This is a genomic window from Micromonospora sp. WMMD1076 (assembly GCF_029581475.1).
In the GTDB taxonomy this organism is placed as follows: Bacteria; Actinomycetota; Actinomycetes; order Mycobacteriales; family Micromonosporaceae; genus Micromonospora; species Micromonospora aurantiaca.
In genome coordinates this window covers 689,388-716,352 of sequence record NZ_CP120862.1, presented here as the reverse complement: position 1 = coordinate 716,352, position 26,965 = coordinate 689,388, and the positions used below count along the sequence as shown (strand labels likewise).

Below are 26,965 nucleotides of genomic sequence, written 5' to 3'. Positions count from 1 at the left end.
GCCTCAGCGCGCGGGGCGGGCCTCGTCCAGTGCCGCGGCCACCTCGTCCAGCGGGGCGTCCAGGTCACGGTGGCCGAACAGGTGCAGCGACTCCCCGGCGTCGATCTCCAGCGTCTCGGCGGTGATCCCGCGCCGGCTGCGCCGCTCCAGGCGGACCGCCTCCACCGCGTCCCACGGCAACCGGCGCCGCCCGGCGAATCCCCGCAGCACGGTGAGCCCGTCCGGGTCGACGGCGAGGCGGACCGGCGCGACCACGTCGCGCAGCGCCCATCCGAGCAGACCGGCGGCGGCCAGCCCGGCGAGCGCCGGACGGACCGGATCACCGCCGGCGAAGACCAGCCCCAGAGCCAGCAGCGCGAGCGCACCGACCGCCTTGATCGCCGGCACCTCGCGCGGCACCCGCCACTGCCGGACCGGCGGCGACTGTGGATCCATCCGCCCAGCATGCCAGCCGTCCCGGCCGTACGCCCGGGGAGGACGGCCGGTCCGGTCAGCACGTAGTATCGGGGCAAGCGAGGTTACCGGGGAGTAGACATGAGTGACGCGGTCATCGTCGGCGCGGTACGGACCCCGGTCGGGCGGCGCAAGGGCAGCCTCGCCGGAGTGCACCCGGTCGACCTCTCGGCGCACGTGCTGCGCGCGCTCGCCGAGCGCACCGGTATCGACCCGGGCCAGGTCGACGACGTGGTGTGGGGCTGCGTGTCGCAGGTCGGCGAGCAGTCCTGGAACGTGGCCCGCAACGCCGTGCTCGCCGCGGGCTGGCCGGAGTCGGTACCGGGCACCACGCTCGACCGCCAGTGCGGGTCGAGCCAGCAGGCACTGCACTTCGCCGCCGCGACGGTCCTCTCCGGCCAGGCCGACCTGGTCGTGGCCGGTGGCGTCGAGTCGATGACCCGGGTGCCGATGGGTTCCAGCGTCGCCGGCGGCATGCCGTTCAGCGCGGCGATCCTGGAGCGCTACCGCGGCGTCGAGGGCGTCGCGGAGGACTCGCCGCTGCCGTTCAACCAGGGCGTCGGGGCCGAGCTGATCGCGCAGCGGTGGCGCTTCTCGCGTACCCAGCTCGACGAGTTCGCGCTCGCCAGCCACGAGAAGGCGGCCGCCGCGCAGGACGCGGGCGCGTTCGAGGCGGAGCTGGCGCCGGTGGCGCTCGCCGACGGCGGCAAGTTCTCCGCCGACGAGGGCATCCGCCGCGACACCTCGCTGGCGAAGCTGGGCGAGCTGGTCACCCCGTTCCGCGCCGACGGCGTGGTCACCGCCGGGTCCGCGTCGCAGATCTCCGACGGCGCCGCCGCGCTCGCGGTCACCACCGCCGAGTGGGCCAGCCGGCACGGCCTGCGCCCGCTGGCCCGGGTGCACACCGCAGTGGTCGCCGCCGACGACCCGGTCACCATGCTCACCGCGCCGATCCCGGCCACCGCGAAGGCGCTGCGCCGCGCGGGGCTGGGCATCGAGGAGATCGGGGTGTACGAGGTGAACGAGGCGTTCGCCCCGGTGCCGCTGGCGTGGCTGGCCGAGACCGAGGCGGACCCGGAGCGGCTCAACCCGCGGGGCGGCGCGATCGCGCTCGGTCACCCGCTCGGCGGCTCCGGCGCGCGGATCATGACCACGATGCTCCAGCACATGCGGGACAACGGCATCCGCTACGGCCTCCAGACCATGTGCGAGGGCGGCGGCATGGCCAACGCCACGATCGTCGAGCTGCTCTGATCCGACCGCCCGCCGGTGTCGCACCGCTGGTGCGACTTGCACGTGTGGAAGTTCCAGAAATCGGACGTGACCCATATCACCCCTGGTCATCGGCTCGTTGGACCCGGCATGGACGTGTTCTCGCGAACGTTCCTTCCGGCCGCCGCCGAGACCGGCTTGGCGACCCAGACCGTCACCCGGCACATGCCGGTGTTCCGCCGGTGCGTCGGCTCCGGCGACGCGACCATCCTGGTCACCCGGTGCAGCCGCCCGGACGACCCGGTGGGCGGCGACTACCTGATGCTCCTCACCCACCGGCGGCTGGTGGTCACCCGGCAGACCCGGGTGCTGCACCGGCTGCGCCTGCACCTCAACACCGAACTGCGCGAGCTGAGCAACGTGACGTGGAGCCCCGACGCCCGCGCGCACAGCGTGGAGCTGGCGGCCACCGCGATCGACGGGGTACGCGAGCGTTTCGTCCTGCGTACCCACCACCCGAAGCAGGTGTGGCAGCTCGACGCGCTGCTCAACCACGCCTTCCGGACCCGCCTGCGTACGCCCGCCGAGCGGGTGGTGGCGACCATCGGCGAGTCGCCGGCGGGCGCCCGGCCGACGGTGATGCGGCCCGCCCCGGCCCGCTGACGTGCTCCTTACCTGATCCGAACATTCCCTGACCGGCCGGGCGGTCGCGGGTGGGTCATCATGAGCCGGTGACCACCGCCGCCCCGCCCGGGCTCGTCCTCGTGGTGGAGGACGAGCCGGCCATCGCCGACCTGGTCCGGCTCTACCTGACCCGGGACGGGTTCGGCGTACACCTGGAACGTGACGGCGAGGCCGGGCTGGCCGCCGCGCGGCGCCTGCGACCGGTGGCCTGTGTGCTCGACATCGCGCTGCCCGGCCTGGCCGGCACCGAGATCTGCCGCCGCCTGCGCGCGGCGGGCGACTGGACGCCTGTCATCTTCCTCACCGCCCGCGACGACGAGGTGGACCGCGTCGTCGGGCTGGAACTGGGCGCCGACGACTACGTCACCAAGCCGTTCAGCCCGCGCGAGCTGCTCGCGCGGCTGCGGGCCGTTCTGCGTCGCACCGCCGGTGTGCCCCCCGAGCAGCCCCGCACGCTCGGCACCGTCACACTCGACCCGGCCCGCCGGACGGTGATGGCCGGCGGTACGACGGTGCACCTCACCTCCACCGAGTTCGACCTGCTCGCGCACCTGATGGCGCGTCCCGGCCGGGTGTTCACCAGGGAGGAGCTGCTCGCGGGCGTGTGGGGATACGCCGCGCACGCCGGCACCCGGACCGTTGACGTGCACGTGGCGCAGGTCCGGGCCAAACTCGGCCCGGACAGCGTGATCCGTACCCATCGAGGCGTCGGGTACGCCGCCGATGCCTGAGCCGCCCACAGTGCCGATGCCGTCCACAGTGCCGATTTCGCCCACCGGTCCGGCCCGCAGCGGCCGCCGCCCCGGGCGGACGCTCACCGCCCGCGCCGTGCTCGCCACCTGCGCGGTGGCGCTGGTGTCGGTGCTCGTCACCGCGCTGGTCGCGGTGCCCCTGGCGGTACGCGGCGCGGAGCGCCGGGACCAGGCGGCGCTCGCCGCCCAGGCCCGGCTCGCCGCCGACGTGCTCCGGGTGCGGCCGGTACGCCAGCGCGACGGCGCCGGGGACCGGCTCATCCGGCAGCTGCGCCAGCAGCAGATCGGCGTGTACGTGATCCGGGACGGCCGGGCCGACCGGCCGGGCCTGCCCCGACCGCTGGTGACGCGGGTGGCCGGCGGCGAGAACGTCTCCGGCCGGCGGCTGGTCGAGGGGCAACGCCGGCTGGTCGAGGCGCGGTCGCTACCAGGCGGGGACGGGGTGGTGCTGACCCGGGCACGGAGCGCCGCGCCCTGGCGGCAGGTGTTGCGCGGGCTCTGGCTGCCCCTGCTCGCCGGACTCGCCGCCGGGGTGGCCGCCGGACTGCTGCTCGCCCGCCGGCTGGCCCGGCCGATCCGTACCGCAGCCACCGCCGCCGCCCGGCTGCGCGCCGGGGACCGGGCGGTCCGGGTGCCGGTCGAGCCGCCCGACGAGGTGGCCGACCTGGCGCACGCGCTCAACGGCCTGGCCGCCGCGCTCGCCACGAGCGAGGGGCGGCAGCGCGAGTTCCTGCTCTCCGTCTCGCACGAGTTGCGGACCCCGCTGACCGCCATCCGCGGCTACGCCGAGGCGCTGGCCGACGGCGTGATCGAGGCCGACGCCGTGCCGGCGACCGGCCGGACCGTGCTCGCCGAGGCCGAACACCTGGACCGGCTGGTCCGCGACCTGCTGGCGCTGGCCCGGCTGGAGGCGGTCGACTTCCCCCTGGAACCGGTGCCGGTCGACCTGGCCGGGCTCGCCGCCGACGCGGAGCGCGCCTGGTCCGGCCGGTGCGCGGCGCTCGGGGTGCCGTTCCGGCTGGAGACGCCGGGTGTGCCGGTGCCGGCGTACACCGATCCGGGCCGGATCCGGCAGGTGGTGGACGGGCTGCTGGAGAACGCGCTGCGGGTCGTACCTCCAGGGGCGCCGGTGGTGCTCGCGGTCCGGGCCGCCGGCCCGGCCGGCGGCGGGGTGCTGGAGGTCCGCGACGGCGGACCCGGCTTCACCGACGACGACCTGAGGGTGGCGTTCGAGCGGGGCGCGCTGCACGAGCGGTACCGGGGGGTGCGCAAGGTGGGCAGCGGGCTGGGCCTGGCGCTCGCCGCCGGGCTGGTCCGCCGGCTGGGCGGGGACATCGCCGCCGGGCACGCCCCGGAGGGCGGAGCCGCCTTCACCGTCCGGGTGCCGCCGGATCCTTACGCGGCCCGAACATCGGCTTGACCGTCCCCTCGCGTCGGTGCGGAACGCTCGGGTCGTCACCGCGAGGAGAGGACCACAGATGAGACGTCAGCGAATCGTCACCGGCGCCACCGCACTGCTCGCCGCCGCGGCGCTCGGGCTCGCCGGGTGCGGCGTGAGCCGCCCCGGCGCGGCGCCGGACGACGCGGTCGAGGTGAGCGCCGCCCTGGGCGTGGACGGCCAGGCGCTCGCCGCGCTCGGCGTCGACGCCGACGAGCTGGACGTGGACCCGGTCGCCGCCCCGGCACCCTCCGGCACGCCGCAGGCCGGGCCGGACGGCAAGGGCGAGCGGGCGAAGGACGGGCACAAGCGGCACCGCGCCCGGGTGCTGCTGCGGCGCAACACGCTGCACGGCGAGGCGGTCGTGCGGACCAGGGACGGCGGTACGAAGACAGTCGCGGTCCAGCGCGGCGAGGTGACCGCGATCGACGACAGGTCGATGACCGTGAAGTCCACCGACGGCTTCACCGCGACGTGGACGTTCGGCGAGAGACTGCGGGTGGTCGAGCGACGGACCGCGATCCGATCGACCGACATCAAGATCGGTACGACGGTCGGGGTGGCCGGCGCGAAGGACGGCGACAAGAGCGTGGCCCGGCTCGTGGTGGTGCCACTTCGCCAGGAATAGGGTGCCTGGGCTGTCGTGACCTGAGCAATGTGCCAGGCTACGCTATGCCCCGACCTGCCATCGCCTCCGTGGAGATTCCGTGAAGCTCTCGATCCTCATGCCGGTCTACAACGAGGAAGAACGTATCGCGGATGCCCTCAAGCAGGCATTGGCAGTCGACTACCCCTGCGAGATCGAGCTCGTCGTCGTGGACGACGGCAGCCGGGACGGCACCGGTGAGATCCTCGGCCGCGTGGACGACGCCCGGCTGCGGGTGATCACTCACCAGCGCAACGCCGGCAAGGGTGCGGCCATCAAGACGGCTGTCGACAGTGCCGAGGGCGAGTACATGGTCATCCTCGACGCCGACCTGGAGTACGACCCGCAGGACATCCCGCGTCTGCTGGAGCCGGTGCTCGACGGCCGGGCGACCGTCGTCTACGGCAACCGGACCTTCGGCAGCCACAGCTCGTACAGCTTCTGGTACGTGATGGGCAACAAGGGCGTCACGCTCGCCGCGAACGTGCTCTACAACTCCTACATCGGCGACCTGGAGACCTGCTTCAAGCTGATGCCGCTGGAGCTGTACCGCTCGCTCCAGGTCCGCTCCCGCGGCTTCGGCATGGAGGCGGAGGTCACCGGCAAGCTGCTGCGCCGCCGCATCCGCCCGTACGAGGTGCCGATCAGCTACCGGGCGCGGGGCCGCGAGGAGGGCAAGAAGATCACCTGGAAGGACGGCGTCGAGGCGATCTGGATCCTGGCCCGCGAGCGCGCCCGCCGCCGCCCGGCCGGTCCCGCCGCCGCGCACTGAGCCCGAACCGACGGAACCCCGCGACTCCGGCACGAGCCGAGGTCGTGGCGTTCCGCCGTGTCCGGGCCGCTCAGGTGAGGAACGCGTCGACCGAGCGGCGCAGCCCCGCGGCGTCCAGGCCGTGCCAGCGTTCGTGGTCCTCGGCGCTGCCGTAGCGGCGCAGGTCCTTGCGGCCCACCCCGAGCGCGAGCAGCCGGTGCGGCCGGTCGGCGAGCGCCTCCGACACCACCCGCGTCGAGGTGCCCGCCAGGTACGGCTCGACCAGGATCACCTCGGTCGCGGCGAGCGCCCGCAGCCCGGCCGTGTCGAACGGTCGTGGCCGGTGGGTGTAGGCCACGGTGACCGGCCGGTCGGCGACCGCGGCCACCGCCGCGTCCAGCACCGGACCTACGGCCACCAGCAGCGGCGCGCCCGGCCCGGCGTCGCGCACCACGTGCAGGTCGCCCGCCTGCGGGTACGCCCGCGCGTTGGTCCGGACGGACAACCGCAGGTACGCCGAGTCCTGCCCGCACACCACGTCGCGCAGCAGCGGCCGGACCTCGTCCGGGTGCCCCGGCACGTGCACGGTCCAGCCGTCGAGCGTGTCCAGCAACGCGACGTCCGCCGGCCCGAGGTGGGTGCGTCCCGCCGCCGCCCGGTCGTACGAGCCGCCGATGCCGACGAGCACCGCGCCGACGTCCTGGTGGTCGAGGTCCAGCTTGATCTGCTCGTACGCCCGCTCGACCAGGAACGGGGCGTAACTGTGCACGACCGGCCGCTGCCCGGTCAGCGCCAGCCCACCGGCGACCCCGATCATCAACTGTTCCCGGATCCCCACGTTGATCACCCGGTCCGGGTACCGGGCGGCGGCCGGCTCGAACGCGGCGGCGGAGATGTCGGCGAGCACGACTGTCGTGCGCGGATCGGCGAGCACCTCCTCGGTGCTGGTGACGAACGCGTCCCGCATGGTGTCGGCCATCGTCACTCCCCGTCCGTGACGACCGCGACGACGACGTGCGGCCGGTGGTCGTCGTGCCCGGTGAGGGCGGCGTGCAGGGCGTCGTGGTCGCGCCCGTCGACTGTGGCGGCGCTCCACCCGTTCACAGTGAACCGGCTCGCCGCGCCGCCCGGCCAGCCGTACGTGGCCGAGCGGTTGTCCAGCACGACCGCTGTGAGGTTGCCCAGCCCGGTCGCGCCCGCGTACGCGATCGCCTCGTGGTTGGAGCCCTCGTCCAGTTCGGCGTCGCCGAGCAGCACGTACACCCGGGGTCCGGTGCGGCCCTGGGCCCGCAGCCCGAGCGCGGTGCCCACGCCCAGCCCGAGCCCGTGGCCCAGTGAACCGGAACCGATCTCCACCCCCGGCACGAGCGTGCGGTCCGGGTGGTCGCCGAGCCGGCTCGCCGGGCCGCCCTGGTCGTCCAGCCACTCGGCCGGCAGGAAGCCGCGGGCGGCGAGCAGCGCGTAGTACCCGGCGACCGCGTGGCCCTTGGAGAGCAGGAAGCGGTCCCGGCCCGGGTCGGCGACGGTGGCCGGGGTGATCCGGAGCACCCGGTCGTAGAGCACCTGGAGCACGTCGAGCGTCGAGTACACGTTGGCGCCGAACTCGCGTCCGGCGCGTACCCGGTCCAGGAACGCGCCCAGGTCGGTGGCGGTGGTCGTCGTCATACCGATAGCCTCGGACTTGAAGCGAACTTCAACTCAAGGCCATGTGATGCACGAAGCAACACTGACCATCGGGCAACTCGCCGACCGCAGTGGTGTCGCCCCTTCGGCGCTGCGCTACTACGAGCGGCTCGGCCTGATCCACGCCGCCCGCACCGGCGGGAACCAGCGCCGCTACGCCCGTACCGAGCTGCGCCGGGTCGCGTTCATCCGGATCTCTCAGCAGGTGGGTGTGTCGCTGGACGAGATCCGGGCGGCGCTCGACTCGCTGCCGTCGGGGCGCACGCCCACGCCCGACGACTGGGCCGCGCTGTCCCGCGCCTGGCGGGACCGGCTGGACGAGCGGATCCGGCTGCTCGGCAAGCTCCGCGACGACCTGGACGGCTGCATCGGCTGCGGCTGCCTGTCCTTGCAGCGCTGCACGCTCTACAACCCGGCGGACTCGCTCGCCGCCGAAGGCCCCGGCCCGCGCCTCATGCTCCCGCGCCCCGGCCAGGGCTGACCCTCACCGGACCAGCAGCACCTTGCCCAGGTGGTCGTTGGTCTCCACCAGGCGGTGCGCGGCGGCGGCGTCGGCCATGTCCACCCGGGCGTGCACCACCGGCCGGATCCGGCCCGCCTCCACCAGGGGCCACACCTGCTCGCGTACACCCCGGACGATCGCCGCCTTCCCCTCCACCGGGCGGGACCGCAGCGCGGTCGCGTGCACCGCCGCCCGCTTCGCCAGCAGCATCCCCAGGTCGAGTTCGCCCTTGCGCCCGCCCTGCATGCCGATCACCACGAGCCGCCCGCCGGTCGCCAGCGCCGCCACGTTCCGGGGCAGGTAGGAGGCGCCCATGATGTCCAGGATCACGTCGGCGCCCCGGCCGTCGGTGACCCGGCGTACCTCGTCGACGAAGTCCTGCTCGCGGTAGTCGATCGTGTGCGCGGCGCCCAGCTCGCGCAGCCGCGCGTGCTTGGCCGAGCGGGCGGTCACCACCACCGTCGCGCCGAGCGCCGCGCCGATCTGGATCGCGAACGTGCCGATCCCGCTGCCGCCGCCGTGCACCAGCAGCGTGTCGCCCTCGGCCAGCCGGGCCAGGTCCACCACGTTCGACCAGACCGTGCACGCCGCCTCCGGCAGCGCCGCCGCGTCGACCAGGTCCACCCCGGCCGGCACCGGCAGCAACTGCCCGGCCGGCACGGCGACCTGCTCGGCGTACCCGCCGCCGGCGAGCAGTGCGCAGACCTCCTGACCCACCGACCAGCCGGTCACGCCGGGACCGAGCGCCCGCACCGTCCCCGAACACTCCAGACCGGGGTACGCGGACGCGCCCGGCGGCGGCGGGTAGTGCCCCTGCCGCTGCAACAGGTCGGCCCGGTTCACAGCGCTGGCCCGCACTTCGACGACCACCTCACCGGGGCCGGGCTCCGGATCCGGCACGTGGGTCCAGACGAGCGCCTCGGGTCCGCCGGGTTCCGTGATCGTGACTGCGCGCATGACTCAGTCTTACCCGATCTGCCCATCGGTCCACGTGGGGGCGAGGACCTTCGTCACCGTTTCCTCCGGTGGGACGGCGGCTTGCCCGGTACGGGGTTCGTGGCACACTGGTCCCCGGTCGCGCACCCCTCGGGGGCGTACCGGGAGGGTTCGCCTAGTGGCCGATGGCGCTGGTCTTGAAAACCGGTAAGGCAGCGATGTCTTCGTGGGTTCGAATCCCACACCCTCCGCCCACTCCGACCCAGCCATCGGCCGGTCGCGGCTGGGCGCGCACCACCGGGCGGGTGGCGCGGAATCCGGACGGGCTGGACCTGGATCAACGAGATGGTGCGCCGACAGCACGGTGGCGCGGACAACGGGGTATGAAGGGCGCAGGACATTCGCGTACCCGGAAGGACCGTTTCGATGACCCTGGAACGACCGATCGCCCCGGACCCGTACGAGCTGCTGCCGACGGTGCCGTCGTTCGACCTGACCAGCGACGACGTGCACAACGGCGAGCCGATGGACGCGCGGTACGCGCACGGCAGTACCGGCGGCGAGAACGTCTCACCGCAGCTGTCCTGGTCGGGCTTCCCGGCCGAGACCAAGAGCTTCGTGGTCACGTGCTTCGACCCGGACGCCCCGACCGGCAGCGGCTTCTGGCACTGGGTGCTGGTGAACCTGCCCGCGTCCGTCACCGAGCTGCCCACCGGCGTGCGTGAGGCCGACCTGGACGGCGCGTTCAGCTTCCGCAACGACTACGGCGACACCGGCTACGGGGGCGCGGCGCCGCCGGCCGGGGACCGCCCGCACCGGTACGTGTTCGCTGTGCACGCGGTGGACGTGGACCGCCTCGACATCCCGGCCGGGGCCAGCCCGGCCTTCGTCGGCTTCAACCTGGCGTTCCACACCCTGGCCCGGGCGGTCATCCGCCCGACGTACCAGATCAAGGAGTGAGGTGTAAGGAAGGGCCCCTTGTTAACAGACGTCTGTTAACAAGGGGCCCTTCCTTACACGCGGGCGACGGCGAAGACGGACTGGCCGAACGGCGGCCGGACGCGCTGCTCGGCGGCCTTGGTGACCGGCAGCACGAGCGTGTCGTAGACCTTCACCATCGGGCCCTCCTTCGGCATCAGCCGGAAGACCTTGGTGGCCATGAAGTAGCCGATCAGGCCGAGCGCGTTGGCGTAGTGGATCCGCTCGACGGTGAGGCCCGCCTCGGTCATCGCCGCGGCGAGCGTCTTCTTCGTGTAGCGGCGGACGTGGCCGGTGGCGATGTCGGCGGGGCTCATGGCGAACTGGAACGCCGGCACGATGATGACCACGGCGCCGCCGGGGCGGACCAGATCCCGCATGCTCCGCAGCGCGCCCACGTGGTCGTCGATGTGCTCCAGCACGTTGTACGAGACGGCCGCGCTGTAGTCGCCGCGCTCGTGGTGCGGGAGCAGCATCTGCCGGACCTCGACGCCCGGGTGGTCCGACAGCCGCTCCTTGAGCTGGATCAGCCGGTCCGGGTCGGCCTCGGTGGCGGTGATCCGGGGTGCGTACGCGGCCCAGGCGGAGGCGTAGTCACCGAGGCCACTGCCGATCTCGATCGGGTTGTCACCGAGGTAGGGCACCGCCAGCTCGACGAACCACTGCCGGTGGTTGACAGCCGTCGCCAGGCCTTCGAGCACCTCGGACTGGACGCGCTGATCCCCAGTGATTTCTGCCATGCGTCGATTCCTCACGATATGACTGACCCGCGCCTGGACCGTCAGAGTCAACCACCTGGATGGCTGATGGGGAAATCGGGGGACGGAGGGGGGTCGAATTGTGATCCGGAGGGATGCCTGTTCGGCGGTCGGCGAACTCGGTACATAGTACGTGATTCCGCGGAACATTGCATGGGCCCGTCATACCCTGACTACGCTCTGAAATGCCATGACTACTCCGGAAAGCGACGCGAGTGCGGCCAAATCGGGGCGGGGTGGGCGGATCGACGCGCTCGCCGTGCTCAGCTTCGTGCTGCTCGCGTTCTGGGTCACCGCCCGGCTCTGGGTCGATCCGCGTAATGGTGTCCGGGACAATCGGACAGATCAGGCGCAATTCGAATGGATGATGGCGCATGGTGCACGCGTAGTCACTGATTTCGCCTATCCGTTCACCTCGGACCGGATGAATGTGCCGGATGTCGTCAATCTCATGGCCAATACGTCCGTATTATCCGTTTCGCTGCCGCTGACCCCGATAACGCTCTGGGCGGGCCCGCGCTGGTCCTTCCTGATTTTCCTCACTCTCGGGCTCGCCGCCACCGGCGTGTCCTGGTATTTCCTGCTCTCCCGAGTTGTCGTGAAGTCCCGCGGTCCGGCCTGGCTGGGTGCCGCCTTCTGCGCGTTCGCGCCGGCGATGATCTCGCACGCCAACTCGCACCCCAACATCGTCAGCCAGTACGTGGTGCCGCTGATCATCTGGCGGACGCTGCGCCTGGCCGAACCCGGCCGGTGGCTGCGCAACGGCGTCCTGCTCGGCCTGGTGATCGTCTGGCAGGCGTTCCTCAACCTGGAGATCCTGCTGATGACCGCCATCGGGCTCGGCGTGGTGGTGCTCGCGCTCGTGCTCGGCCGTCCCGCGCTGCGCTCGGCGGCCCGCCCGTTCGCCGCCGGGCTCGGGGTCGCCGCGGTGGTCGCCGGGGCGCTGCTCGCGTACCCGCTCTGGGTCCAGTTCTTCGGCCCCGGGGCGTACAGCGGGCTCTCCACACTGATCCGGGGCTACTCCACCGACCTCGCCGCGTACGTGGCCTGGTCGCGGGAGTCGGTCGCGGGCGACGCCCGGGGCAGCGAACCGCTCGTGAAGAACGCCACCGAGGAGAACGCGTTCTTCGGCTGGCCGCTGGTGATCCTGGTGATCGCGCTGGTCTGGTGGCTGCGCCGCAACGCCGTGGTGCTCGGGCTGGCAGCGGTCGGGCTCGTGTTCGCGCTCTTCTCGCTCGGCCGGGAGATCCGCTACGACGGGCGGGACACCGGCATCCCCGGCCCCTGGGCGGCGCTGGAGAACCTGCCGGTCCTGCACTCGGTGGTGCCCACCCGCTGGTCGCTCGCGCTCACCCCGATCATCGGCGTGCTGCTCGCGTTCGGCGCCGACCGGGCCCGGCGGCTCGCCGTACGGCACCCGGACGCACGCGACCAGATCCGGTTCGCCACCGTCACAGTGCTCGCCATGGCGCTGCTGCCGATCCTGCCCACCCCGCTGCCCGCGAAGCGCCTCGACCCCACTCCGGCGTTCGTCACCTCCGGCGCCTGGCGTCCCTACGTCGCCGGCGGGCGGAGCATCGTCACGCTGCCGCTGCCCGACACCACGTACGCGGTCCCGCTGCGCTGGTCCGCCGAGACCCGGCTGGACATGCCGCTGGCCCGCGGCTACTTCCTCTATCCGGACACCCGCCCCGGCGGGGACCGGATCGCCCTCTTCACCGCGCCGCCGCGTCCCACCAGCACGTTCTTCGAGACGGTACGGCGCACCGACGCGGTCCCGCCGATCACCCCGCAGGACCGGGTGGCCGCCGTCGACGACCTGCGCTACTGGCGGGCCGGCGCGGTGCTCCTCGACCCGCGGCTGCCGCAGGCCGAGGCGTTGCGCCGGGCGATGACCGAGCTGAGCGGGGTCACGCCGAGGCGTACCGGAGGGGTCTGGTTGTGGGACGTCCGGCCGCTGGTCGGGTGAGCGGTCAGCCCTGGCGGACGCAGCAGCCCTGGCACACCTTGGGCCGGGGCAGCGTGAACGCCAGGCAGCAGGTGCGCCGCTGCACAGTCGGCTCGCCGGCCGGGCCGGGCACCAGCTCGACCAGGTCGCTCAGGTCGAGCGCGTCGAGCAGCGTGCCGACCGTCGCCGTGGACGAGCCGGGCAGCGCGTCCGCCGCGCGGAGGATGCCGTGCGCGATGCCGGAGGCCACCGAGCCGAGCAGCGTACGGGCACCGATCCGGACCTCGCCCTGGATGGCGGTGACCAGCGGCGCGAAGTGCGCGTCGAGCAGGGACGCGCGCAGCGCGCCGAGCAGCGCGGCCTCGTCCGGCACCACCACCACATCCGGCGCGCCGGCCAGCGCCAGCGGGTCGCCGGGCAGCACTGCCACCGGGGTCGACGCGCGCAGTCCCAGCGTGAGTAGCTGGTGGTGGTCCTCGAAGTGCACGAGCACGTGGGCCGGGTCGAGCAGCGGCACCCGGCGGGCCGACGCCCAGCCGAGCACCGCCGGCAGCGCGGTCCAGTAGCTGTACGACTTCCAGGCCAGCGCGGCGCAGGCGTGCGGGGTGCCACCCCAGCGGCGGCCGGCGGCGGTCAGGAACTCGGGAAGCAGCGCGCCGTCGATCAGCCGGGCGGCCGGGGACCAGCGGTCCAGCTCGTCGCGGACCAGCAGGCCGGGCGCGAGGCCGGGCAGGTCGTCGGTGCCGAACATGGCGCGCAGGGTCGCGGACACCGGGGCGAACGGGGTGGCGGCTTCGCGCCCCGGCATCACCGCAGTCACCTGGCCGTCCCCTGTCCTGTCGCCCTGTCGGCCGGCACGTGCCGTCGACCCAAGCTAAGGCTAGCCTAACCACCCTCCCGGCGGGAGGGAATGGCGTGACCGAGACGGAAAACGCCGCCGGGAAACCGGCGGCAGACGACGCAATGATCGATGTACGTCGCTGAAAAGTCAAGGTGAGTGTCGAATACGAGGCAGTTTCCGTACACGTTCGGCCACTCAACGTGAAAATGGTCTTCCCGCGTACGAGGAAGCTGATGACGATCTCACCGATCGAGCGTGCCGCGGACTCGTTCGCGGCCGAACTCGCCCGGCACCGGACCGGCCGAGGGCTGTCCAAGAAGCAACTGGCCACGATGATGGGCTTCGACCCGTCCTACGTCAGCCACGTCGAAGGGCGCCGGCACCGGCCCACCGAGGACTTCGCCCGCCGGGCCGAGGCCGTCCTGGAGGCCAGCGGCGCGATCTGGCAGCGCTTCCGGGAGTACGACGAGCTGCGGCACGGCCGGGCCGGCGTGGCACACCGCGACCCACCCGTGCCCGGCCAGTGGCTGCCCCCGGGGACCGGCCTCGTGGTGGAGCGGGAGATGGCCACGCTCACCCACACCGGTGACGGCTACCACTGCGCGATCCGGCGGGAGCTGTACAACGCGGGCACCGAACCGGTCACCCGCTACCTGGTCCGGGTCGCCGTCGACCGCTACCCCAACGACCCCGGCCGCTCCAACCGGCACCACCGGGAACACCCGCTGACCTTCGCCGAGCTGCAGCTCACCGCGTACCGGGACGACGGCAACGGACGCGAGCCGATGCACTGGCGGGCCAAGCACGACCGGGACGCGTTCAAGGAGATCTGGCTGCTGTTCGAGAACGACGAGGGACGCTTCCCGCTCTACCCCGGCGACCGGGTCACCATCGAGTACGCGTACCGCGTCGGCCGGGACAAGTGGGGCCCCTGGTTCCAGCGGGCCGTACGCCTGCCCACCCGGCACCTGGCGGTGCGGCTCGACCTGCCCGCGGACCTCGACCCCAAGGTGTGGGGCGCGGAGACCTCGCTGTCGGCGGAGGAGGGGCCGCTGCGTACCCCGATCCAGCGTTCGGTGGACGGCGGCCGGGTGGTCTTCGACTGGGGGACCGACGACCCGCCGCTGAACGCCCGCTACCGGATGCAGTGGCGGTTCCGCAGCCCCGAGCCGGACGCCGAACCGGACAGCGCGCCCACCGGCGGCGCCCGGGTGCGGGCCAGCGACCGGATGCGGGCCGTGGGCATCGTGCAGCGCGGCGACGACCTGCTGCGGCAGCGGGCCCGCCAGTTCGACCTGCCGGCCGACGAAGCGCACGCCCGGCAGGTGATCGACCGGCTCGCCGCGATGCTGGTCCGCCTGGACGAGCTGCACCCGTTCAGCAAGGGCGTCGGCCTCGCCGCGCCCCAGCTCGGCATCGGCTGGTCCGCCGCGCTCGTGCGCCCGGCCGACCGGGCGGCCGACCCGGTGGTGCTGCTCAACCCCCGGGTGGTGGACGCCGCCGCCGAGACCGACGAGCAGTACGAGGGCTGCCTGTCCTTCTTCGACCACCGCGGCCTGGTGCCCCGGCCGCTGCGCATCGACGTGGAACACGCCCTGTGGGACGGCAGCCGGGTGATCACGTCCTACGAGTACGCGATGGCGCGGCTGGTCGCACACGAGATCGACCACCTGGAGGGGCGGCTGTACGTCGACCGGATGGCGCCCGGCGTGCCGCTCGTACCCGTGGAGGAGTACCGCGAGACCGGCACCCCCTGGCGTTACTGAGAAACGGGGGGCCGGGTCGCGTGCCCCAGGGGGCGGGGGCACGCGACCCGGCTCGGGGGGAGCAAGGTTCAGAGGTTGCCGAACGTGTCGTACCGGATGTGGTCGGGCGGGACGTCGTCGGCGGCGAGCGCCCGCAGGGTGGCCCGGACCATGGCGGCCGAGCCGGAGACGTAGCAGTCGTGCGTGGTCCACGGGCCGTACCGGGTGACCACGTCGGAGACGTCACCGAGTTCGCCGCCGAAGTCCGGGTCCTCGCTGCACGCCGGGGTCACCGACAACCACGGGTGGGACGCGACGAGATCCTCCAGGCCGGGCAGCCCGTACAACTCGTCCGGGCGGCGCGCGCCGTAGAAGACATGCACCCAGCGGGTCCGGTTGACCCGGGTCAGCTCCTCCACGAGCGCCTTGATCGGCGCCAGGCCGACCCCTCCGGCCACGCAGAGCACGTCCCGGGTGGACTCCGGCTCCAACGTCATCGAACCCATCGGCGCGGCCACCCGCAGCAGGTCACCCGGCTTGGTACGGCGCACCAGCGCGCCGGACACCCAACCGGCCGCACCCGGTGGCGTCCGGACGTGGAACTCCAGCACGTTCTCCTCGTTCGGCGCGTTCGCCACCGAGTACGTCCGCCACACCCGCGGGTGGTAGCGGGGCACCTCCACGCTCACGTACTGGCCGGCCCGCCACGGCAGCGGATCCTGGAGCGCGCGGACGGTCAGCACCGCCGTGTCCGGGCCGTGCCGCTCGTGGGTCAGCACCTCGGCATGCCAGTACGGCGGGTTCTCGTCCGCCTCCGCGCCGGCCAGCATCCGCTCGCTGATGCCGGCGTACGCCTCCCGCCACGCCTGGTCGTACTCCAGGTTCCAGCCGTCCCCGGCGGTGCTGCGCAGCGCGTCGAGCAGCGCGACGCCCATCGTCGCGTAGTGCTCGGCCGACACGTGGTACTTGCGGTGGTCCCGGCCCAGCGCGCGTAGGTACTCGTCGAAGCTCTCCGGGTCGCCCACCGTCTGGGTGGCCGTGACGATGGCCTCCAGGATGCGGTCCCCCTGGCCGTTCATCTGCACCGGGAAGAGCTTGCGCAGCTCCGGGTCGAGGAGGAACAACCGGGCGTAGAAGTGACCGCTGAGCCGCTCCCGGTGCTCCTCGACCAGGGTCCAGCTCTCCTTCAGCAGCCGCGCGAAGTTCTCCACAGGGGCACGCTCCTTCTCCGTACGGGCGGATCGGCCCGCATAGAATGTCCACGGAGCGTGTACGCCGGTCGCACAGACTGTGCGACCGTCCGGTCCGGTCGCCGAAGTGCTTTCATGGTCCGGTGACGGTTGACGAGCTGGCCCGTCCGGTCTCCCGCCGGATGCTGGGCACCGAGACGCTGCTCGTGCTCGGTCTGTCCCTCGGCCAGTCGGCCGTGTACGCGCTCGTCTCGCTGATCGCGAAGCTGACCGCGACCGGTGGACTGTCCAAGCAGACCGCCGCCCTCAACACCTCCGCGTCGGCCCGGCCGTACCTCGACCTCACGTACCAGTTGCTCGGGATCGTCTTCGCGCTGCTGCCGGTGCTGCTCGCCGTACACCTGCTGGCGCGCGACCCCGGCGACCCGGCACGGACGCTCGGCGTCGACTTCCGCCGGCCCGGCTCGGACCTGGCCCGGGGTGCCGGCCTGACCGCGCTCATCGGCCTGCCCGGGCTGGCGCTGTTCTGGGCGGCGGCGCAGCTCGGCGTCAACGCCACGCTGGTCCCGGCCGCGCTGCCGGACCTCTGGTGGACGGTGCCGGTGCTGATCCTCGCCGCCGTGCAGAACGCCGTGCTGGAGGAGGTCATCGTGGTCGGCTACCTGATCACCCGGCTGCGGCAGCTCGACTGGCGGATCGGCGCGGTGCTCGCCACGAGCGCGCTGCTGCGCGGCTCGTACCACCTCTACCAGGGCTTCGGCGCGTTCGTCGGCAACGCCGTGATGGGCGTGATCTTCGGGCTGTTCTACCTGCGCACCCGCCGGGTCGCCCCGCTGATCGTCGCGCACACGCTGCTCGACATCGTGGCGTTCGTCGGCTACGCGATGCTGCCCCGGTCCTGGTTCGACTGGCTCTGACCGCGCCGGCCCGGCGCGCGTTCCGTCCGCCGCCAGGTCGGGGAAGTGGCGGCATCGGCCCCGCCTGACCGCGCCAACTCGCCGAACTGGTGTCGATCACGCCCGATACCGGGCGACCGCCCGCGCGGCAAGTCGCTCCGCGGCTGCCGTACCGCCGACCGCCGCCGCCAGCGCCGCCGCGCCCGGCAGCAACCGGGCGGCCAACCGCAGCCCGAGCCAGCCGCCCGCCTGCGCCGCCACCGGCGTCGCCAGCCGCCAGGCCGCCTCCGCCACCCGCCCCCACAGACCCTCCGCCGGAGCGTCGGCCGCACGGGCCGCCGCCAGCGCCGCCCGCGCCGTGCCGTCGTCCGGGTGCACCAACGTGAGCACCAGCAGCTCGGCCGCCCGATCCGGATGCGCCGGATCCCGCCCGTACGCCGCCGCCAGATGCAGCACCAGGTTCGCCTGCGTCCACAGCACCGTCGCCAGCTCCGCGACCGGCGCGAACAACCCGGCGCCCGCCGCCAGCGCCCCACCCGTACCGGCCATCCGCACGAACCGCCGCGTCGCCAGCCGGGCCACCCCGTCGGCGTCCGCCTCCGGGTAGGCCCGCCGGACCTGCTCCACCCAGGCCGCGGCCCGCGGCCCGAGCGCGTCGACCGCCGCCAGGGCCAGCAGCTCCGGCGCGAACCCGGGGTGGTCGCGCAGCTGCGGCCCCACCGCCCGCCAGCCCTCCAGCGGGGTACGGGCGACGGGTTGCCCGGACGCCCGCGCGATGACGGCCGACGTCGTTGCCGGGCCGTGCGTCGTCTCGTCGGACTGCTCCGCGTGGGGTGTCGTGGTGTCGGCGGCGGTGACCTCGGTCTGTGGCGCTTCGTGTTCTGCGGTCTGCGTGGCCTGCTGTGCGGTCGGCGGCTCCGGGGTCGGTGCGGCGATGGGTGCCGAGGGCTCGGCCGGGCTCGCCTCTGCCGAACTCGCCGTTGCCCGGCTCGTTGTTGCCGGGCTCGCCGTTGCCGAACTTGCCTTTGCCGGGCTCGCCTTTGCCGAACTTGCCGTTGCCGGGCTTGCCGTTGCCGGGCTTGCCGTTGCTGGGCTCGCCTTCACCGTCGCTTGGGCGGACTTCGTGGTCCGGCGGGTCCGTCCGGGCGGAGGTGCGGTGACGGGCCTTTCCGCCGTGACCGGCTCGGTGCCGTCGGGCTGCCGTTCGGTGGGTGTGGGCTCCGTCGCGGTGATCGGCGTCTCTTGTTTCGGGGCCGAGGCTTTCCGAGTGGCCTTCTTGACCGCCGGGGCCGCCTTCTTCGCGACCGGGGCGGCCTTCTTGGCAGCGGGCGCGCGGCGTGTCCGTTTCGGCGCCTCTGCCCCGGCCGGTGGTGCCCCAGGCGCTGTTGGACGCTCGATAGCTTGATCCTCTTCCGCTGTGACGGGCCTCTCATCCGTCGAGGACGTGCCCTCCCTGGCGCGCGGCGGAGGCGTCGAGGCTTCCGGCTGGGGCTCGCGCACCGCCGGAGCCGGCTCTCCGCCTCCCGAGGGCGGCTCGGGAGTGTCATGAGCGCCAGATCGGGCAGCAGGTGGACGCTGCTCGGCGCCGGCCTGTTCCGCGCCAGTCGCACCTGAGGGAGTCGTGGACGTCCCCGAGGCGGTCTGTTCCTTCGGCGGCGTACCCGGGCCGTTGGCGGAAGCCTCCGGCGCTGCGTGCTCGCCGGGCGTACCCGGATCGGCAGGTGAGGGATCGGCGGCCGGGCGCGGGCGCGGTGCCGGCGGTGCGTCGGCGGCGGCCGGCGTCGGCGGCTGGAAGACGACAGTGGGCGCCGCCCGGCGCGGACGCCGGGGCGGCGGTGTGTCGCTCGTCGCGTTCTCCGCGGCGGCGTCCGGTGCCGGTGGGTTGAACGTCGGTCGTGGGGAGCGGCTCCGCCGGGCCTTGGGGGCGGGCTCGCGACGGGGCGGATCGCTCGGCGGCTGCTCCTGCATATCGATGGAGCGTAGCCGTGGGCGTGATCTGGCACACGACGAAAACGCGGTCGGGGCGGCCGGTCCGATAGTCGCTTTGCCCCGGGCGGGTACGGACCTGTATCCTCGGGCGCGGTGACCTCGTGGGTCACCAGGGAGACTTCGCCTAGTCTGGTCTATGGCGCCGCACTGCTAATGCGGTTGGGGTCTTAAAGCCCCTCCCGGGTTCGAATCCCGGAGTCTCCGCGCGAAAGCCGGTTGTGTAGACTGGCCGAGCACCAGGCGCCCGTAGCTCAATGGATAGAGCATCTGACTACGGATCAGAAGGTTAGGGGTTCGAGTCCCTTCGGGCGCACAAGATCATGAGGGGTCTGACCTGCCATAATGGCAGTCAGGCCCCTCATTGCATCTGTCCCTTGTGGTCGGTTGGGTGCTCGGTGGGTGCTCGTGCGACGAGCGTCCCTCACGTCCGGCCCGGTCCGGTGAGCGGCTCGTGCGTCCGCCTGGGTTCTGATCATGATTCGCTTGCCCGCCGACGAGGCCCGGTGCTGAGGTGCGGCGGGTGTGCACTCGCCGCCACTGGCTGGGCCTGGTCGCGGTCGGGTTGGGTGATGTTCCCGTCACGTTGAATGTCGTGCCCGTAATACGACGAGATCACCCGCCTACGCCAGATGGTGACCGACCGGCGGGCTCCGGCAACTCACCCGGCTGTCGACGTCATAGCGCCCGTCCCGCAAATCATCGCAAACAACCAGTTCAGCAGGATCCAGACAGAAAGGCACTGACAGCGCTGGCGAACTGCGCTTGAACATCCTGATGCACAACGTGACCGGCAGGCAACTCGGCAAGACGGGCCTTACCGGCGCGACGGAGGATCATCTCGCGAGCGTGGTCGGCCGCCAGTTCATCGCTGCGCGTTCCACGGATCAGGAGGGTAGGGCAGGTTACCGATACCCAGTCCGTCCAGTGATCACCGTTGAGTGCTTTCTGGGACGCCACTGTGTCGTCAATGTCGAACGAGAAGCCCCAGCCGTCCCCCGACCGGCGGAATGAACACTCCAGATAGGGAGCGGTCGCGCCCAGGGCCGAGACCAGCGCCTGGCGAGACGGCGCGTGACGGGGAAGGCTCGTCGTGAACGACCAGTCGGAGTCCACGACCGCGCCGATGTCCTCGACGATCAGCGCGGTGACCCAGTCCGCATACCGACCGGCGTACTGGTACGCGTTCACTCCGCCCAGTGAATGGCCCAGCACCGCCACAGGGCCGACTCCCAGATGCCGGTGAAAGGCGGCGACATCAACAACATAGTCGTCCCGGTCATAACTTTCGGCACGGTCGGACTCTCCGTGCCCACGCTGGTCGAGCGCGATCACACGCCACTGCGGTGCCAGCGTCTCAGCCAGCGGCGCGAATGCCAACGCTTCGTTGTAGTGCCCGTGCAATGCCAGAAGTGGAGTACCCGGACCGCCAAAGTCCAGATACGAAAGCCTTCGACCACCAACCATGAAGAACCCACGCATGACCTGGGATGTTAACCCCGCAGTTGACCATGGTCAGCACGGGCAGGGTTCGCGACGCACGCTGACAGGGATCGCAGAAGAGTCCTGGTGGCGCATCGAGACGAGATCGGCAGTGTCGACGCGCTCGCGGCCGGCTCACCTGGTACGCCGAGACCGACCGGCACGCCGCTGCCGTCTGCGCCCACCACTGGCCCGCCGTGCCGAACCTCGGCGACATCCGCGCCGTCGACTGGACCCGCGTCGAGCCTGTCGACATCCTCACCGCCGGTTTCCCCTGCCTCAATGACACGCTGGGTGGGCCGTCTTCGGGCGGTGCCGACGCGGTAGCGGGCTGACTCATTCCCGTGCTGTCGTCCCGTGCGGCGCTGGGCGGGTCGGTCCGCCGCCGTGGTAGATACGCCACGGTGGCGGGCTGACTCGCTTCCGTGTTGTCGCCCTGCGGGGTTGACGAGGTCTTGTCATGTCGTCCGCCGCCGTGTCGACCTGCCGGCGTGACTTGATTGGAGCTTGGTCCCGATCCCCGATTGAGGCATGTCCGCCGGCCGGTTCCCCTCTTGCCGTCATGACCTAGGAGTTCAGCAGAAGTGATCGTTCTTGGTGTCGACCCTCACAAGGACCTGCTGGTCGTTGTCGCGGTGGACAGCAACGGCCGTCAACTCGATGTGACGTCCGCCCCGGCCCGGCCGCGCGGGGTGAAGTCCCTGCTGCGGTGGGCTCGGCAGTACGGCGAACGACTGTGGGCCGTCGAGGACGTCCGGCATGTCGCCGGCGGCCTGATGCGGGGCCTGCTTGCGGCCGGTGAGTCGGCGGTGTGGGTGCCGACGCAGTTGACAGCCCGCTACCGGCGCCTCGGTCGGGGCCAGGGTAAGAGCGACCCTATCGACGCTCTCGCCGCTGCCCGCGCCGCGCTGCGAGAGGACCTGCCGGCGGCCCGGCCGGAGGACGAGTCACGCGTGGTCAAGATGCTGCTCGACCACCGCGAGGACCTCGTGGGTGAGATGGTGCGCATGTGCTCGCGGCTGCGGTGGCTGCTGCACGACCTGGACCCGGACTTCGCCGAGACGATTCCAGCCCGCAAGCTGCACAAGCGCCGCTGGGTGACGCATGTACGCGACTACCTCGCCGCGCAGGCGGGCAGTGTGGGTCTGTCCATCGCTGCGGAACTGCTCGACCGGGTCGAGGAACTGGCCCGGCGGGCCGATCAGCTCGAACGGGAACTCCACGAGTTGATGAAGGACCAGGCACCGCAGTTACTGGCGCTACCGGGGTGCGGGCCGCTGTCCGCGGCCAGGATCGTGGCGGAGACCGGCGACGTGCGCCGGTTCCACTCCAGTGCCGCGTTCGCCATGCACACCGGCACCGCACCAATCCCGGCATCGTCCGGGGCGACACACCGGCATCGGCTTAACCGGGGCGGCAACCGGCGTCTCAACGCCGCCGTGCACCGCATCGCGATCACCCAGGCCCGCGTCGACGACAGAGCCCGCCGCTACCTGGACAACCGCAAGGCGATGGGCAACAGCCGCACCGAGGCGATCCGCGCCCTCAAACGCCACCTCGCCCGACACGTCTACGGACTCCTGCACACCGCCAAGCGACTGTCGAGCGGAATCCCCATCTCGGGAGTGGACGGACTGCCAGCTACGGCCTGAACACCCCTGTACCGGCGTTAGTGCTTAGCCACGGCGCCGCGGTCCCCACCAGGGCAGGATCGGAGGAAGATCCCGCAGCGGATTCTTGGGAGGCTTCGGCATCGGTGCCTCGCCATCGTCGCCGTCCCACCGTCGACCGTACTGATCGGGCAGGTTCCCCCAGCCCCAGTATGGCGTCGGCTCCGTCGGGACGAACCCGAGCTGATCCAGCGGATCGATCCGCTGCTCATCGACCGTGCACAGGTGCGCCCAGTCATCACCCATGTCGAAGACGTAAGCCAGATGTTCACCCGGCGCGAGCCGGCTCAGCTTGGTCTTGTCGCTGTCGACCGCATCGTCCGGGGCCTCTTCCCAGACCCGGAAGGAGCAGATCGAAGTCTCGTCGGCGAGGGTGAACATGCGCAGGTGTGCCAGGTCCCATCGGCCGAACGCATCGTCGATCGCCGCGCCGAGCTGCTCAAATGTATGCGTCCGCGCAGCGGCGAAGATCCGCCCCGGGCGAGGCCAGAAGTCCTCGCCACGGCCGGACACCAACTCAACCCGTATCGACAACCACGTCCGCGCCACTGCACCGCCTCCGTCACCAACTGCGCCAAGGACGCTACCGGCAGCACCGCCCTCGGAGGCCACCAGGGGCCCGAAGCCCAACCTTGACATTGGAGCGACAGGACATCTCGAACGCCGGCAAACGCGCCGGGATCGGCGGTGCGCACTCCAGCCTGTGGAGCGCCGTCGCCGACGCCGCTCGCGCACTTCGACCGCCGCTCGTGTTCGTGGAGAACGTTGCCGCGCCCCTGCGGCGAGGCTTCGACGTCGTCGAAGCCGACCTGGCCGCGATCGGGTACGACACGAGCTGGACGTGCCTACGCGCATCCGGATCGAACAAGTCCCCGTCGGCCGGAGCGGCGCGCCGGCCGAGCCTGGCCAGCATCGCCGGGCAACTCCTGCCCATCTCGACCGCCGGGGGCGGCACCGGCTACATGAGCGGCAGCAACCGCGACACCTGGCGGCCGACGCTGGAGTCCGCCGTCCGCGGCTACCAACCACACCCCGGCGGCAGACCCACAGACGTCCAGCCGCTGCCCACCCCGCGGGCCAGCGACACCGGCACCCCCGGACGCAGAGCGGGAGCCGGGCGGAACTGGTACCGGGTCGCCGATACCGCCACCTGGGTAGGGTGCTCCACCCAGGTCGCCGTATCCGGGTCGGAGACGCCGCTCGGCCAGGGCACCGCGCGGTCATAGCCTGCTGCTGGTCGCCTGCTGACGTCTCTGGTCATCCCCGGTCGACACCGCCGTGCGGGAGCTCACCCCCGGATGCCGTCACGCCCCTGGTCGTGGCGGCTCGATAGCCGCCAGCCTGCGGCGCAGCGGGGCCAGATGAAGCCTGACGGGTAGGACCCGCTGCATACCGTGCGAGGGTCTCCTGGGCGCAGCCTTCGACGGCGGTGGCAGGTGAGGCCGGAGTATGCGAATCCGCCTTGGTCGCAGGCCCTGCCGCACGGCAGGGCCTGCATCTCCAACGTGTGGCGGCTCGACCGGTGCATCCTGACTGCCATTCGGGCCGGCCCGCCGAGGCACGTGCTCTTACATCACATGCTTGAAGGTCGACCAGCCGTGCCCGAGCTTGACGGGTGCGCCGAGGCCGGCGCCGCTGTGCGGGTAGTACCAGAGGTACCCGGAATCGTCGACACCCAGAACGTCCGCGGCGCCATCGCCACTGAAGTCAGAAGCCATCACGTGCTTGAAGGTCGACCAGCCGTGCCCGAGCTTGACGGGTGCGCCGAGGCCGGTGCCGCTGTGCGGGTAGTACCAGAGGTACCCGGAGCCGTCGACGCCGAGGATGTCCGCGGCACCGTCACCGCTCCAGTCGGCCGCCATCACGTGCTTGAAGGTCGACCAGCCGTGCCCGAGCTTGACGGGTGCGCCGAGGCCGGTGCCGCTGTGCGGGTAGTACCAGAGGTACCCGGAGCCGTCGACGCCGAGGATGTCCGCGGCACCGTCACCGCTCCAGTCGGCCGCCATGACATGCTTGAAGGCCGACCAGCCGTGCCCGAGCTGGGTGTAGTTGGACAGCTTCTGTTTGTTGTTCGGGTAGTACCAGAGGTACCCGGAGCCGTCGACGCCGAGGATGTCCGCGGCACCGTCACCACTCCAGTCGGCCGCCATCACGTGCTTGAAGGCCGACCAGCCGTGCCCGAGCTGGGTGTAGTCGGACAGCTTCTGTTTGTTGTTCGGGTAATACCGCAGCATGCCCGAGTCGTCGACACCCAGAACGTCGGCGGCACCGTCACCGCTGAAGTCGGACACTCGTTCTCCGTCGGCTCCAGGAGGGCGGGTGGACAGGCGGTTCTGGCTCACCGGTCGGCTGCCGGTGGGATAGCTGGTGCCGACCTCCACGGAGTTGGCGATCTCGCGGCTGATCTGAGAATTGCAGTAAACGATGTTCCAGTGTAGATGCGGCCCGGTCGCATTCCCGGTCGCGCCGGACGTACCGATTTGCTGGCCCTGCGCGATTCGTTGTCCTCGGTTGACGATCGTGGCGCTGAGGTGGGCATACTGGGAGCATCGGTTGTTGCCGTGATCTATCAGCGCGATGATGCCGCCACCGGCACTCCAACCCTCAAAATAGACGGTGCCGTCCGCCGATGCCACGATCGGGGTACCTTGCGGCATGGCGAAATCGACGGCGTGCCGGTTGTAGTCGTCGTTGTGAGAGAAGCCGCTTCCGGGAGTTTGGGTGACGGTGAACGCGTTTCCAGCTCCGTAGGGCAGCTTGAATGGCGCGCCACTGCCGGCATGCGCATAATTTTGAGGTGCCACAAATGCAAGCCCGGCGACAAGCGCGGCCAAGCTGACTACGATCCTGCGGTTCAAATCGACCTCCTTGAAAGGATCTCAAAATTCGGTGAAGGCGTTGCCTGGCGAGGTGGGTGCGGGTGTCACCTCGCGTGGATGGGGCTGTGAAGACGGGCGACGCCGATCGGGTCGCACGAGGTGCGCGTTCCGGCTGAGCCGGTTGCCCCGCCCACGATCGTCACGCCAGCCGACCCACGACACCTGAGCAAGCCAAGAAATGGTCCTCATCGGCGTCCCGGCAGGTCGGCGAGGCACTCCGGCGATGCGGACCGGCGCGGTGCCGCCACAGCGGGGCGCGGGCTCACGGCCGGGATCAGGCCGAAGGCCGCGAGCGCCGCCAGGCCGAACGGCGCACGACATCGCGGCGTCCCGGTCGTTCGAAGTGCGCTCTCGGCAGCCATCGAAAGATGGTAGATGATCGATGAAAGTTTTAGTACTCCAGCCGCACCTGATGGAGTTGGAGTCTTCGCTGGTAGTGGGCTGTTCTGGCTCGGTGCTGGTGTCGTCGTCGCCATCGCGACCATCGATGGATGTAGTCGAAGGGTCGGGTGGTGGTGATCAGGTGTGCCAGGAGACGTCGGACCTCGCCGAGGGTGAGGGGAATGAGGCCGTCATCGGATTCGGTGCCATTTTTGGCCTGCGCGGCGGTGATGGCGAGGTAGGCGTGGGCGCACAGAACAGGTGTTATGTGCCGGTACCAGGCGTCGTACCGATGCACCTGATAGTGATCCAAACCGACCTCGGTCTTCGCGGTCTGGAAGCATTTCTCGATCGTCCACCGAGTCCCGGCTACGCGGATCAGATCCTCGTCGAGGGTTCCTACGGGGCCGAAGGACAGGTAGTAGGCCAGATCCGTGGGGTCGGTGATGCCGCGGCGAATCAACAGCCAGTGACCGTGTCCGTCGACCGTACCGGGCAGGGAGGCCACGGCCCAGTCGTAGAGCCGCGGTCCTTTAGCGCCATCGCCGCAACTGCGCCGCTTCCACACCGGGCCGGCGCGTTCGCGGCGAGGACATCAGGACGGGAATTGCCTACCGTGGTGGGGATCCGCTGGTTGCGGGGCACGGCCAAGACGTAACCGATGCGCTGTTGCTGCAGCCAGGCCCGGAACTTGGAGTCCTGTCGGTATGCCTCGTCGGCGGTGACCCACCTTGCCGACAGGCCGGCGGTGATGGCACATTCGAGCATCCGCAGGCCCAGCGCGGGCTTCGTCGCGAAACCGACGGTCGCGGCGATGCCGGCTTCGGTGCGGCGGACGAGGTCGTCGCACCAGCCGCGGGACAGATACAACTCCCGGTCGATCAGCGGGTGGACGCGAGGCGGCCACCGCGTGATCGTCTGTACGTCGCGGGCACAACTTCGCGGCTCTGCGACGACTGGAACGCAACGGCATCCTCGAACGTCACGTCGTGGCGACGCGCCCGGTCGCGGTCGAGTATCGGATCACGCCGCTGGGCAAGACGCTGCGCGCGCCGGTCGACGTGCTTCTCGAATGGGCGGACGCCCACATGGCGCAGATCGAGCACGCCCGACGGGCATTCGACGCCGAGCTGGAGTGACAACCGGGGCGGCAC

Annotated in this window: 27 protein-coding genes, 3 tRNA genes and 1 pseudogene; 19 read left to right on the top strand and 12 right to left on the bottom strand. The window is 71.6% G+C overall.

Annotation, left to right across the window (positions count from 1 at the left end; genetic code table 11):
- Positions 1-3: 3 nt before the first annotated feature.
- The gene (locus O7622_RS03575) at positions 4-435 is read right to left on the bottom strand and encodes a PH domain-containing protein (RefSeq protein WP_282311839.1); all 432 of its coding nucleotides are present in this window, start codon (positions 433-435) and stop codon (positions 4-6) included.
- A gap of 99 nt (positions 436-534) precedes the next feature.
- Between O7622_RS03575 and O7622_RS03570 the strand changes: the two genes are divergently transcribed.
- From O7622_RS03570 to O7622_RS03545, 6 genes are all read left to right on the top strand, one after another.
- Positions 535-1,707, top strand: coding sequence for an acetyl-CoA C-acyltransferase (locus O7622_RS03570; RefSeq protein ID WP_282311838.1), 1,173 nt, complete (start codon positions 535-537; stop codon positions 1,705-1,707).
- 108 nt (positions 1,708-1,815) lie between these two features.
- Positions 1,816-2,328, top strand: coding sequence for a hypothetical protein (locus tag O7622_RS03565; RefSeq protein WP_282311837.1), 513 nt, complete (start codon positions 1,816-1,818; stop codon positions 2,326-2,328).
- 68 nt (positions 2,329-2,396) lie between these two features.
- Positions 2,397-3,080 carry a response regulator transcription factor gene (locus O7622_RS03560; protein ID WP_282311836.1) on the top strand — a complete coding sequence of 228 codons (684 nt, stop codon included), beginning with the start codon at positions 2,397-2,399 and terminating at the stop codon, positions 3,078-3,080.
- A gap of 16 nt (positions 3,081-3,096) precedes the next feature.
- Positions 3,097-4,521, top strand: a complete 1,425-nt coding sequence (locus O7622_RS03555) for a HAMP domain-containing sensor histidine kinase (protein WP_282314025.1) — start codon at positions 3,097-3,099, stop codon at positions 4,519-4,521.
- Positions 4,522-4,579: 58 nt separating this feature from the next.
- On the top strand, positions 4,580-5,167 hold the full coding sequence (locus O7622_RS03550) for a hypothetical protein (protein ID WP_282311835.1): 588 nt from the start codon (positions 4,580-4,582) through the stop codon (positions 5,165-5,167).
- A 79-nt stretch (positions 5,168-5,246) separates the two neighbouring features.
- A complete protein-coding gene (locus O7622_RS03545) occupies positions 5,247-5,957 on the top strand; it encodes a glycosyltransferase family 2 protein (RefSeq protein ID WP_013477461.1) in 711 nt (236 codons plus the stop codon).
- Positions 5,958-6,027: 70 nt separating this feature from the next.
- Here the strand turns inward: O7622_RS03545 and O7622_RS03540 are convergent, their stop codons facing one another.
- A complete protein-coding gene (locus O7622_RS03540) occupies positions 6,028-6,903 on the bottom strand; it encodes a transketolase (protein ID WP_282314024.1) in 876 nt (291 codons plus the stop codon).
- A gap of 14 nt (positions 6,904-6,917) precedes the next feature.
- Entirely contained in the window at positions 6,918-7,601 is a 684-nt protein-coding gene (locus tag O7622_RS03535; protein WP_282311834.1) for a transketolase, read from the bottom strand.
- Positions 7,602-7,647: 46 nt separating this feature from the next.
- Between O7622_RS03535 and soxR the strand changes: the two genes are divergently transcribed.
- Positions 7,648-8,100, top strand: coding sequence for a redox-sensitive transcriptional activator SoxR (gene soxR, locus O7622_RS03530; protein ID WP_282311833.1), 453 nt, complete (start codon positions 7,648-7,650; stop codon positions 8,098-8,100).
- A gap of 3 nt (positions 8,101-8,103) precedes the next feature.
- Here the strand turns inward: soxR and O7622_RS03525 are convergent, their stop codons facing one another.
- Positions 8,104-9,078: an NAD(P)H-quinone oxidoreductase gene (locus tag O7622_RS03525; protein ID WP_282311832.1), complete on the bottom strand. Its 975-nt coding sequence runs from the start codon at positions 9,076-9,078 to the stop codon at positions 8,104-8,106.
- Positions 9,079-9,221: 143 nt separating this feature from the next.
- Between O7622_RS03525 and O7622_RS03520 the strand changes: the two genes are divergently transcribed.
- Positions 9,222-9,308, top strand: a tRNA-Ser gene (locus O7622_RS03520).
- Positions 9,309-9,483: 175 nt separating this feature from the next.
- Positions 9,484-10,017, top strand: a complete 534-nt coding sequence (locus O7622_RS03515) for a YbhB/YbcL family Raf kinase inhibitor-like protein (protein ID WP_282311831.1) — start codon at positions 9,484-9,486, stop codon at positions 10,015-10,017.
- 53 nt (positions 10,018-10,070) lie between these two features.
- On the opposite strand, the gene O7622_RS03510 is transcribed toward O7622_RS03515, so the two are convergent.
- Positions 10,071-10,775 (bottom strand): class I SAM-dependent methyltransferase, encoded by a 705-nt coding sequence (locus O7622_RS03510; RefSeq protein ID WP_013289245.1) that lies wholly within the window; start codon positions 10,773-10,775, stop codon positions 10,071-10,073.
- A 208-nt stretch (positions 10,776-10,983) separates the two neighbouring features.
- Here O7622_RS03510 and O7622_RS03505 point away from each other — a divergent pair, with 208 nt between their 5' ends.
- Positions 10,984-12,762 (top strand): hypothetical protein, encoded by a 1,779-nt coding sequence (locus O7622_RS03505; RefSeq protein WP_282311830.1) that lies wholly within the window; start codon positions 10,984-10,986, stop codon positions 12,760-12,762.
- A 4-nt stretch (positions 12,763-12,766) separates the two neighbouring features.
- Here the strand turns inward: O7622_RS03505 and O7622_RS03500 are convergent, their stop codons facing one another.
- Positions 12,767-13,549: a hypothetical protein gene (locus O7622_RS03500; RefSeq protein ID WP_282311829.1), complete on the bottom strand. Its 783-nt coding sequence runs from the start codon at positions 13,547-13,549 to the stop codon at positions 12,767-12,769.
- A 266-nt stretch (positions 13,550-13,815) separates the two neighbouring features.
- On the opposite strand from O7622_RS03500, the gene O7622_RS03495 reads away from it, so the two are divergent.
- Positions 13,816-15,348, top strand: coding sequence for a peptide deformylase (locus O7622_RS03495; protein ID WP_282311828.1), 1,533 nt, complete (start codon positions 13,816-13,818; stop codon positions 15,346-15,348).
- Between the two features lie 68 nt (positions 15,349-15,416).
- On the opposite strand, the gene O7622_RS03490 is transcribed toward O7622_RS03495, so the two are convergent.
- On the bottom strand, positions 15,417-16,538 hold the full coding sequence (locus tag O7622_RS03490) for a globin domain-containing protein (RefSeq protein WP_282311827.1): 1,122 nt from the start codon (positions 16,536-16,538) through the stop codon (positions 15,417-15,419).
- Positions 16,539-16,660: 122 nt separating this feature from the next.
- Between O7622_RS03490 and O7622_RS03485 the strand changes: the two genes are divergently transcribed.
- Positions 16,661-17,434: a CPBP family intramembrane glutamic endopeptidase gene (locus O7622_RS03485; RefSeq protein ID WP_282311826.1), complete on the top strand. Its 774-nt coding sequence runs from the start codon at positions 16,661-16,663 to the stop codon at positions 17,432-17,434.
- Positions 17,435-17,530: 96 nt separating this feature from the next.
- On the opposite strand, the gene O7622_RS03480 is transcribed toward O7622_RS03485, so the two are convergent.
- Positions 17,531-18,133, bottom strand: a complete 603-nt coding sequence (locus O7622_RS03480) for a hypothetical protein (RefSeq protein ID WP_282311825.1) — start codon at positions 18,131-18,133, stop codon at positions 17,531-17,533.
- A gap of 55 nt (positions 18,134-18,188) precedes the next feature.
- Here O7622_RS03480 and O7622_RS03475 point away from each other — a divergent pair, with 55 nt between their 5' ends.
- From O7622_RS03475 to O7622_RS03465, 3 genes are all read left to right on the top strand, one after another.
- Positions 18,189-18,818, top strand: coding sequence for a hypothetical protein (locus tag O7622_RS03475; protein WP_282311824.1), 630 nt, complete (start codon positions 18,189-18,191; stop codon positions 18,816-18,818).
- 697 nt (positions 18,819-19,515) lie between these two features.
- Positions 19,516-19,606: transfer RNA gene (locus O7622_RS03470), tRNA-Ser, on the top strand.
- Between the two features lie 36 nt (positions 19,607-19,642).
- Positions 19,643-19,715, top strand: a tRNA-Arg gene (locus O7622_RS03465).
- Positions 19,716-20,116: 401 nt separating this feature from the next.
- Here the strand turns inward: O7622_RS03465 and O7622_RS03460 are convergent.
- A complete protein-coding gene (locus O7622_RS03460; RefSeq protein ID WP_282311823.1) occupies positions 20,117-20,881 on the bottom strand; it encodes an alpha/beta hydrolase in 765 nt (254 codons plus the stop codon).
- 131 nt (positions 20,882-21,012) lie between these two features.
- On the opposite strand from O7622_RS03460, the pseudogene O7622_RS03455 reads away from it, so the two are divergent.
- Together O7622_RS03455 and O7622_RS03450 are read left to right on the top strand one after the other, a co-directional pair.
- Positions 21,013-21,216, top strand: a pseudogene (locus tag O7622_RS03455) (DNA cytosine methyltransferase); the annotation flags it as partial.
- A gap of 249 nt (positions 21,217-21,465) precedes the next feature.
- Entirely contained in the window at positions 21,466-22,533 is a 1,068-nt protein-coding gene (locus tag O7622_RS03450) for an IS110 family transposase (RefSeq protein WP_282311822.1), read from the top strand.
- Positions 22,534-22,557: 24 nt separating this feature from the next.
- Here O7622_RS03450 and O7622_RS03445 read toward each other — a convergent pair whose 3' ends face one another.
- Complete coding sequence (locus tag O7622_RS03445) at positions 22,558-23,100, bottom strand: hypothetical protein (RefSeq protein WP_282311821.1); 543 nt, start codon at positions 23,098-23,100, stop codon at positions 22,558-22,560.
- An 89-nt stretch (positions 23,101-23,189) separates the two neighbouring features.
- Here O7622_RS03445 and O7622_RS03440 point away from each other — a divergent pair, with 89 nt between their 5' ends.
- Positions 23,190-23,777, top strand: coding sequence for a DNA cytosine methyltransferase (locus O7622_RS03440; RefSeq protein WP_282311820.1), 588 nt, complete (start codon positions 23,190-23,192; stop codon positions 23,775-23,777).
- A 342-nt stretch (positions 23,778-24,119) separates the two neighbouring features.
- Here O7622_RS03440 and O7622_RS03435 read toward each other — a convergent pair whose 3' ends face one another.
- Together O7622_RS03435 and O7622_RS03430 are read right to left on the bottom strand one after the other, a co-directional pair.
- Positions 24,120-25,409 carry a peptidoglycan DD-metalloendopeptidase family protein gene (locus O7622_RS03435; RefSeq protein ID WP_282311819.1) on the bottom strand — a complete coding sequence of 430 codons (1,290 nt, stop codon included), beginning with the start codon at positions 25,407-25,409 and terminating at the stop codon, positions 24,120-24,122.
- Positions 25,410-25,821: 412 nt separating this feature from the next.
- Positions 25,822-26,319: a hypothetical protein gene (locus O7622_RS03430; protein ID WP_282311818.1), complete on the bottom strand. Its 498-nt coding sequence runs from the start codon at positions 26,317-26,319 to the stop codon at positions 25,822-25,824.
- A gap of 439 nt (positions 26,320-26,758) precedes the next feature.
- Between O7622_RS03430 and O7622_RS03425 the strand changes: the two genes are divergently transcribed.
- Positions 26,759-26,950 (top strand): helix-turn-helix domain-containing protein, encoded by a 192-nt coding sequence (locus O7622_RS03425; protein ID WP_348774068.1) that lies wholly within the window; start codon positions 26,759-26,761, stop codon positions 26,948-26,950.
- Positions 26,951-26,965: the final 15 nt, after the last annotated feature.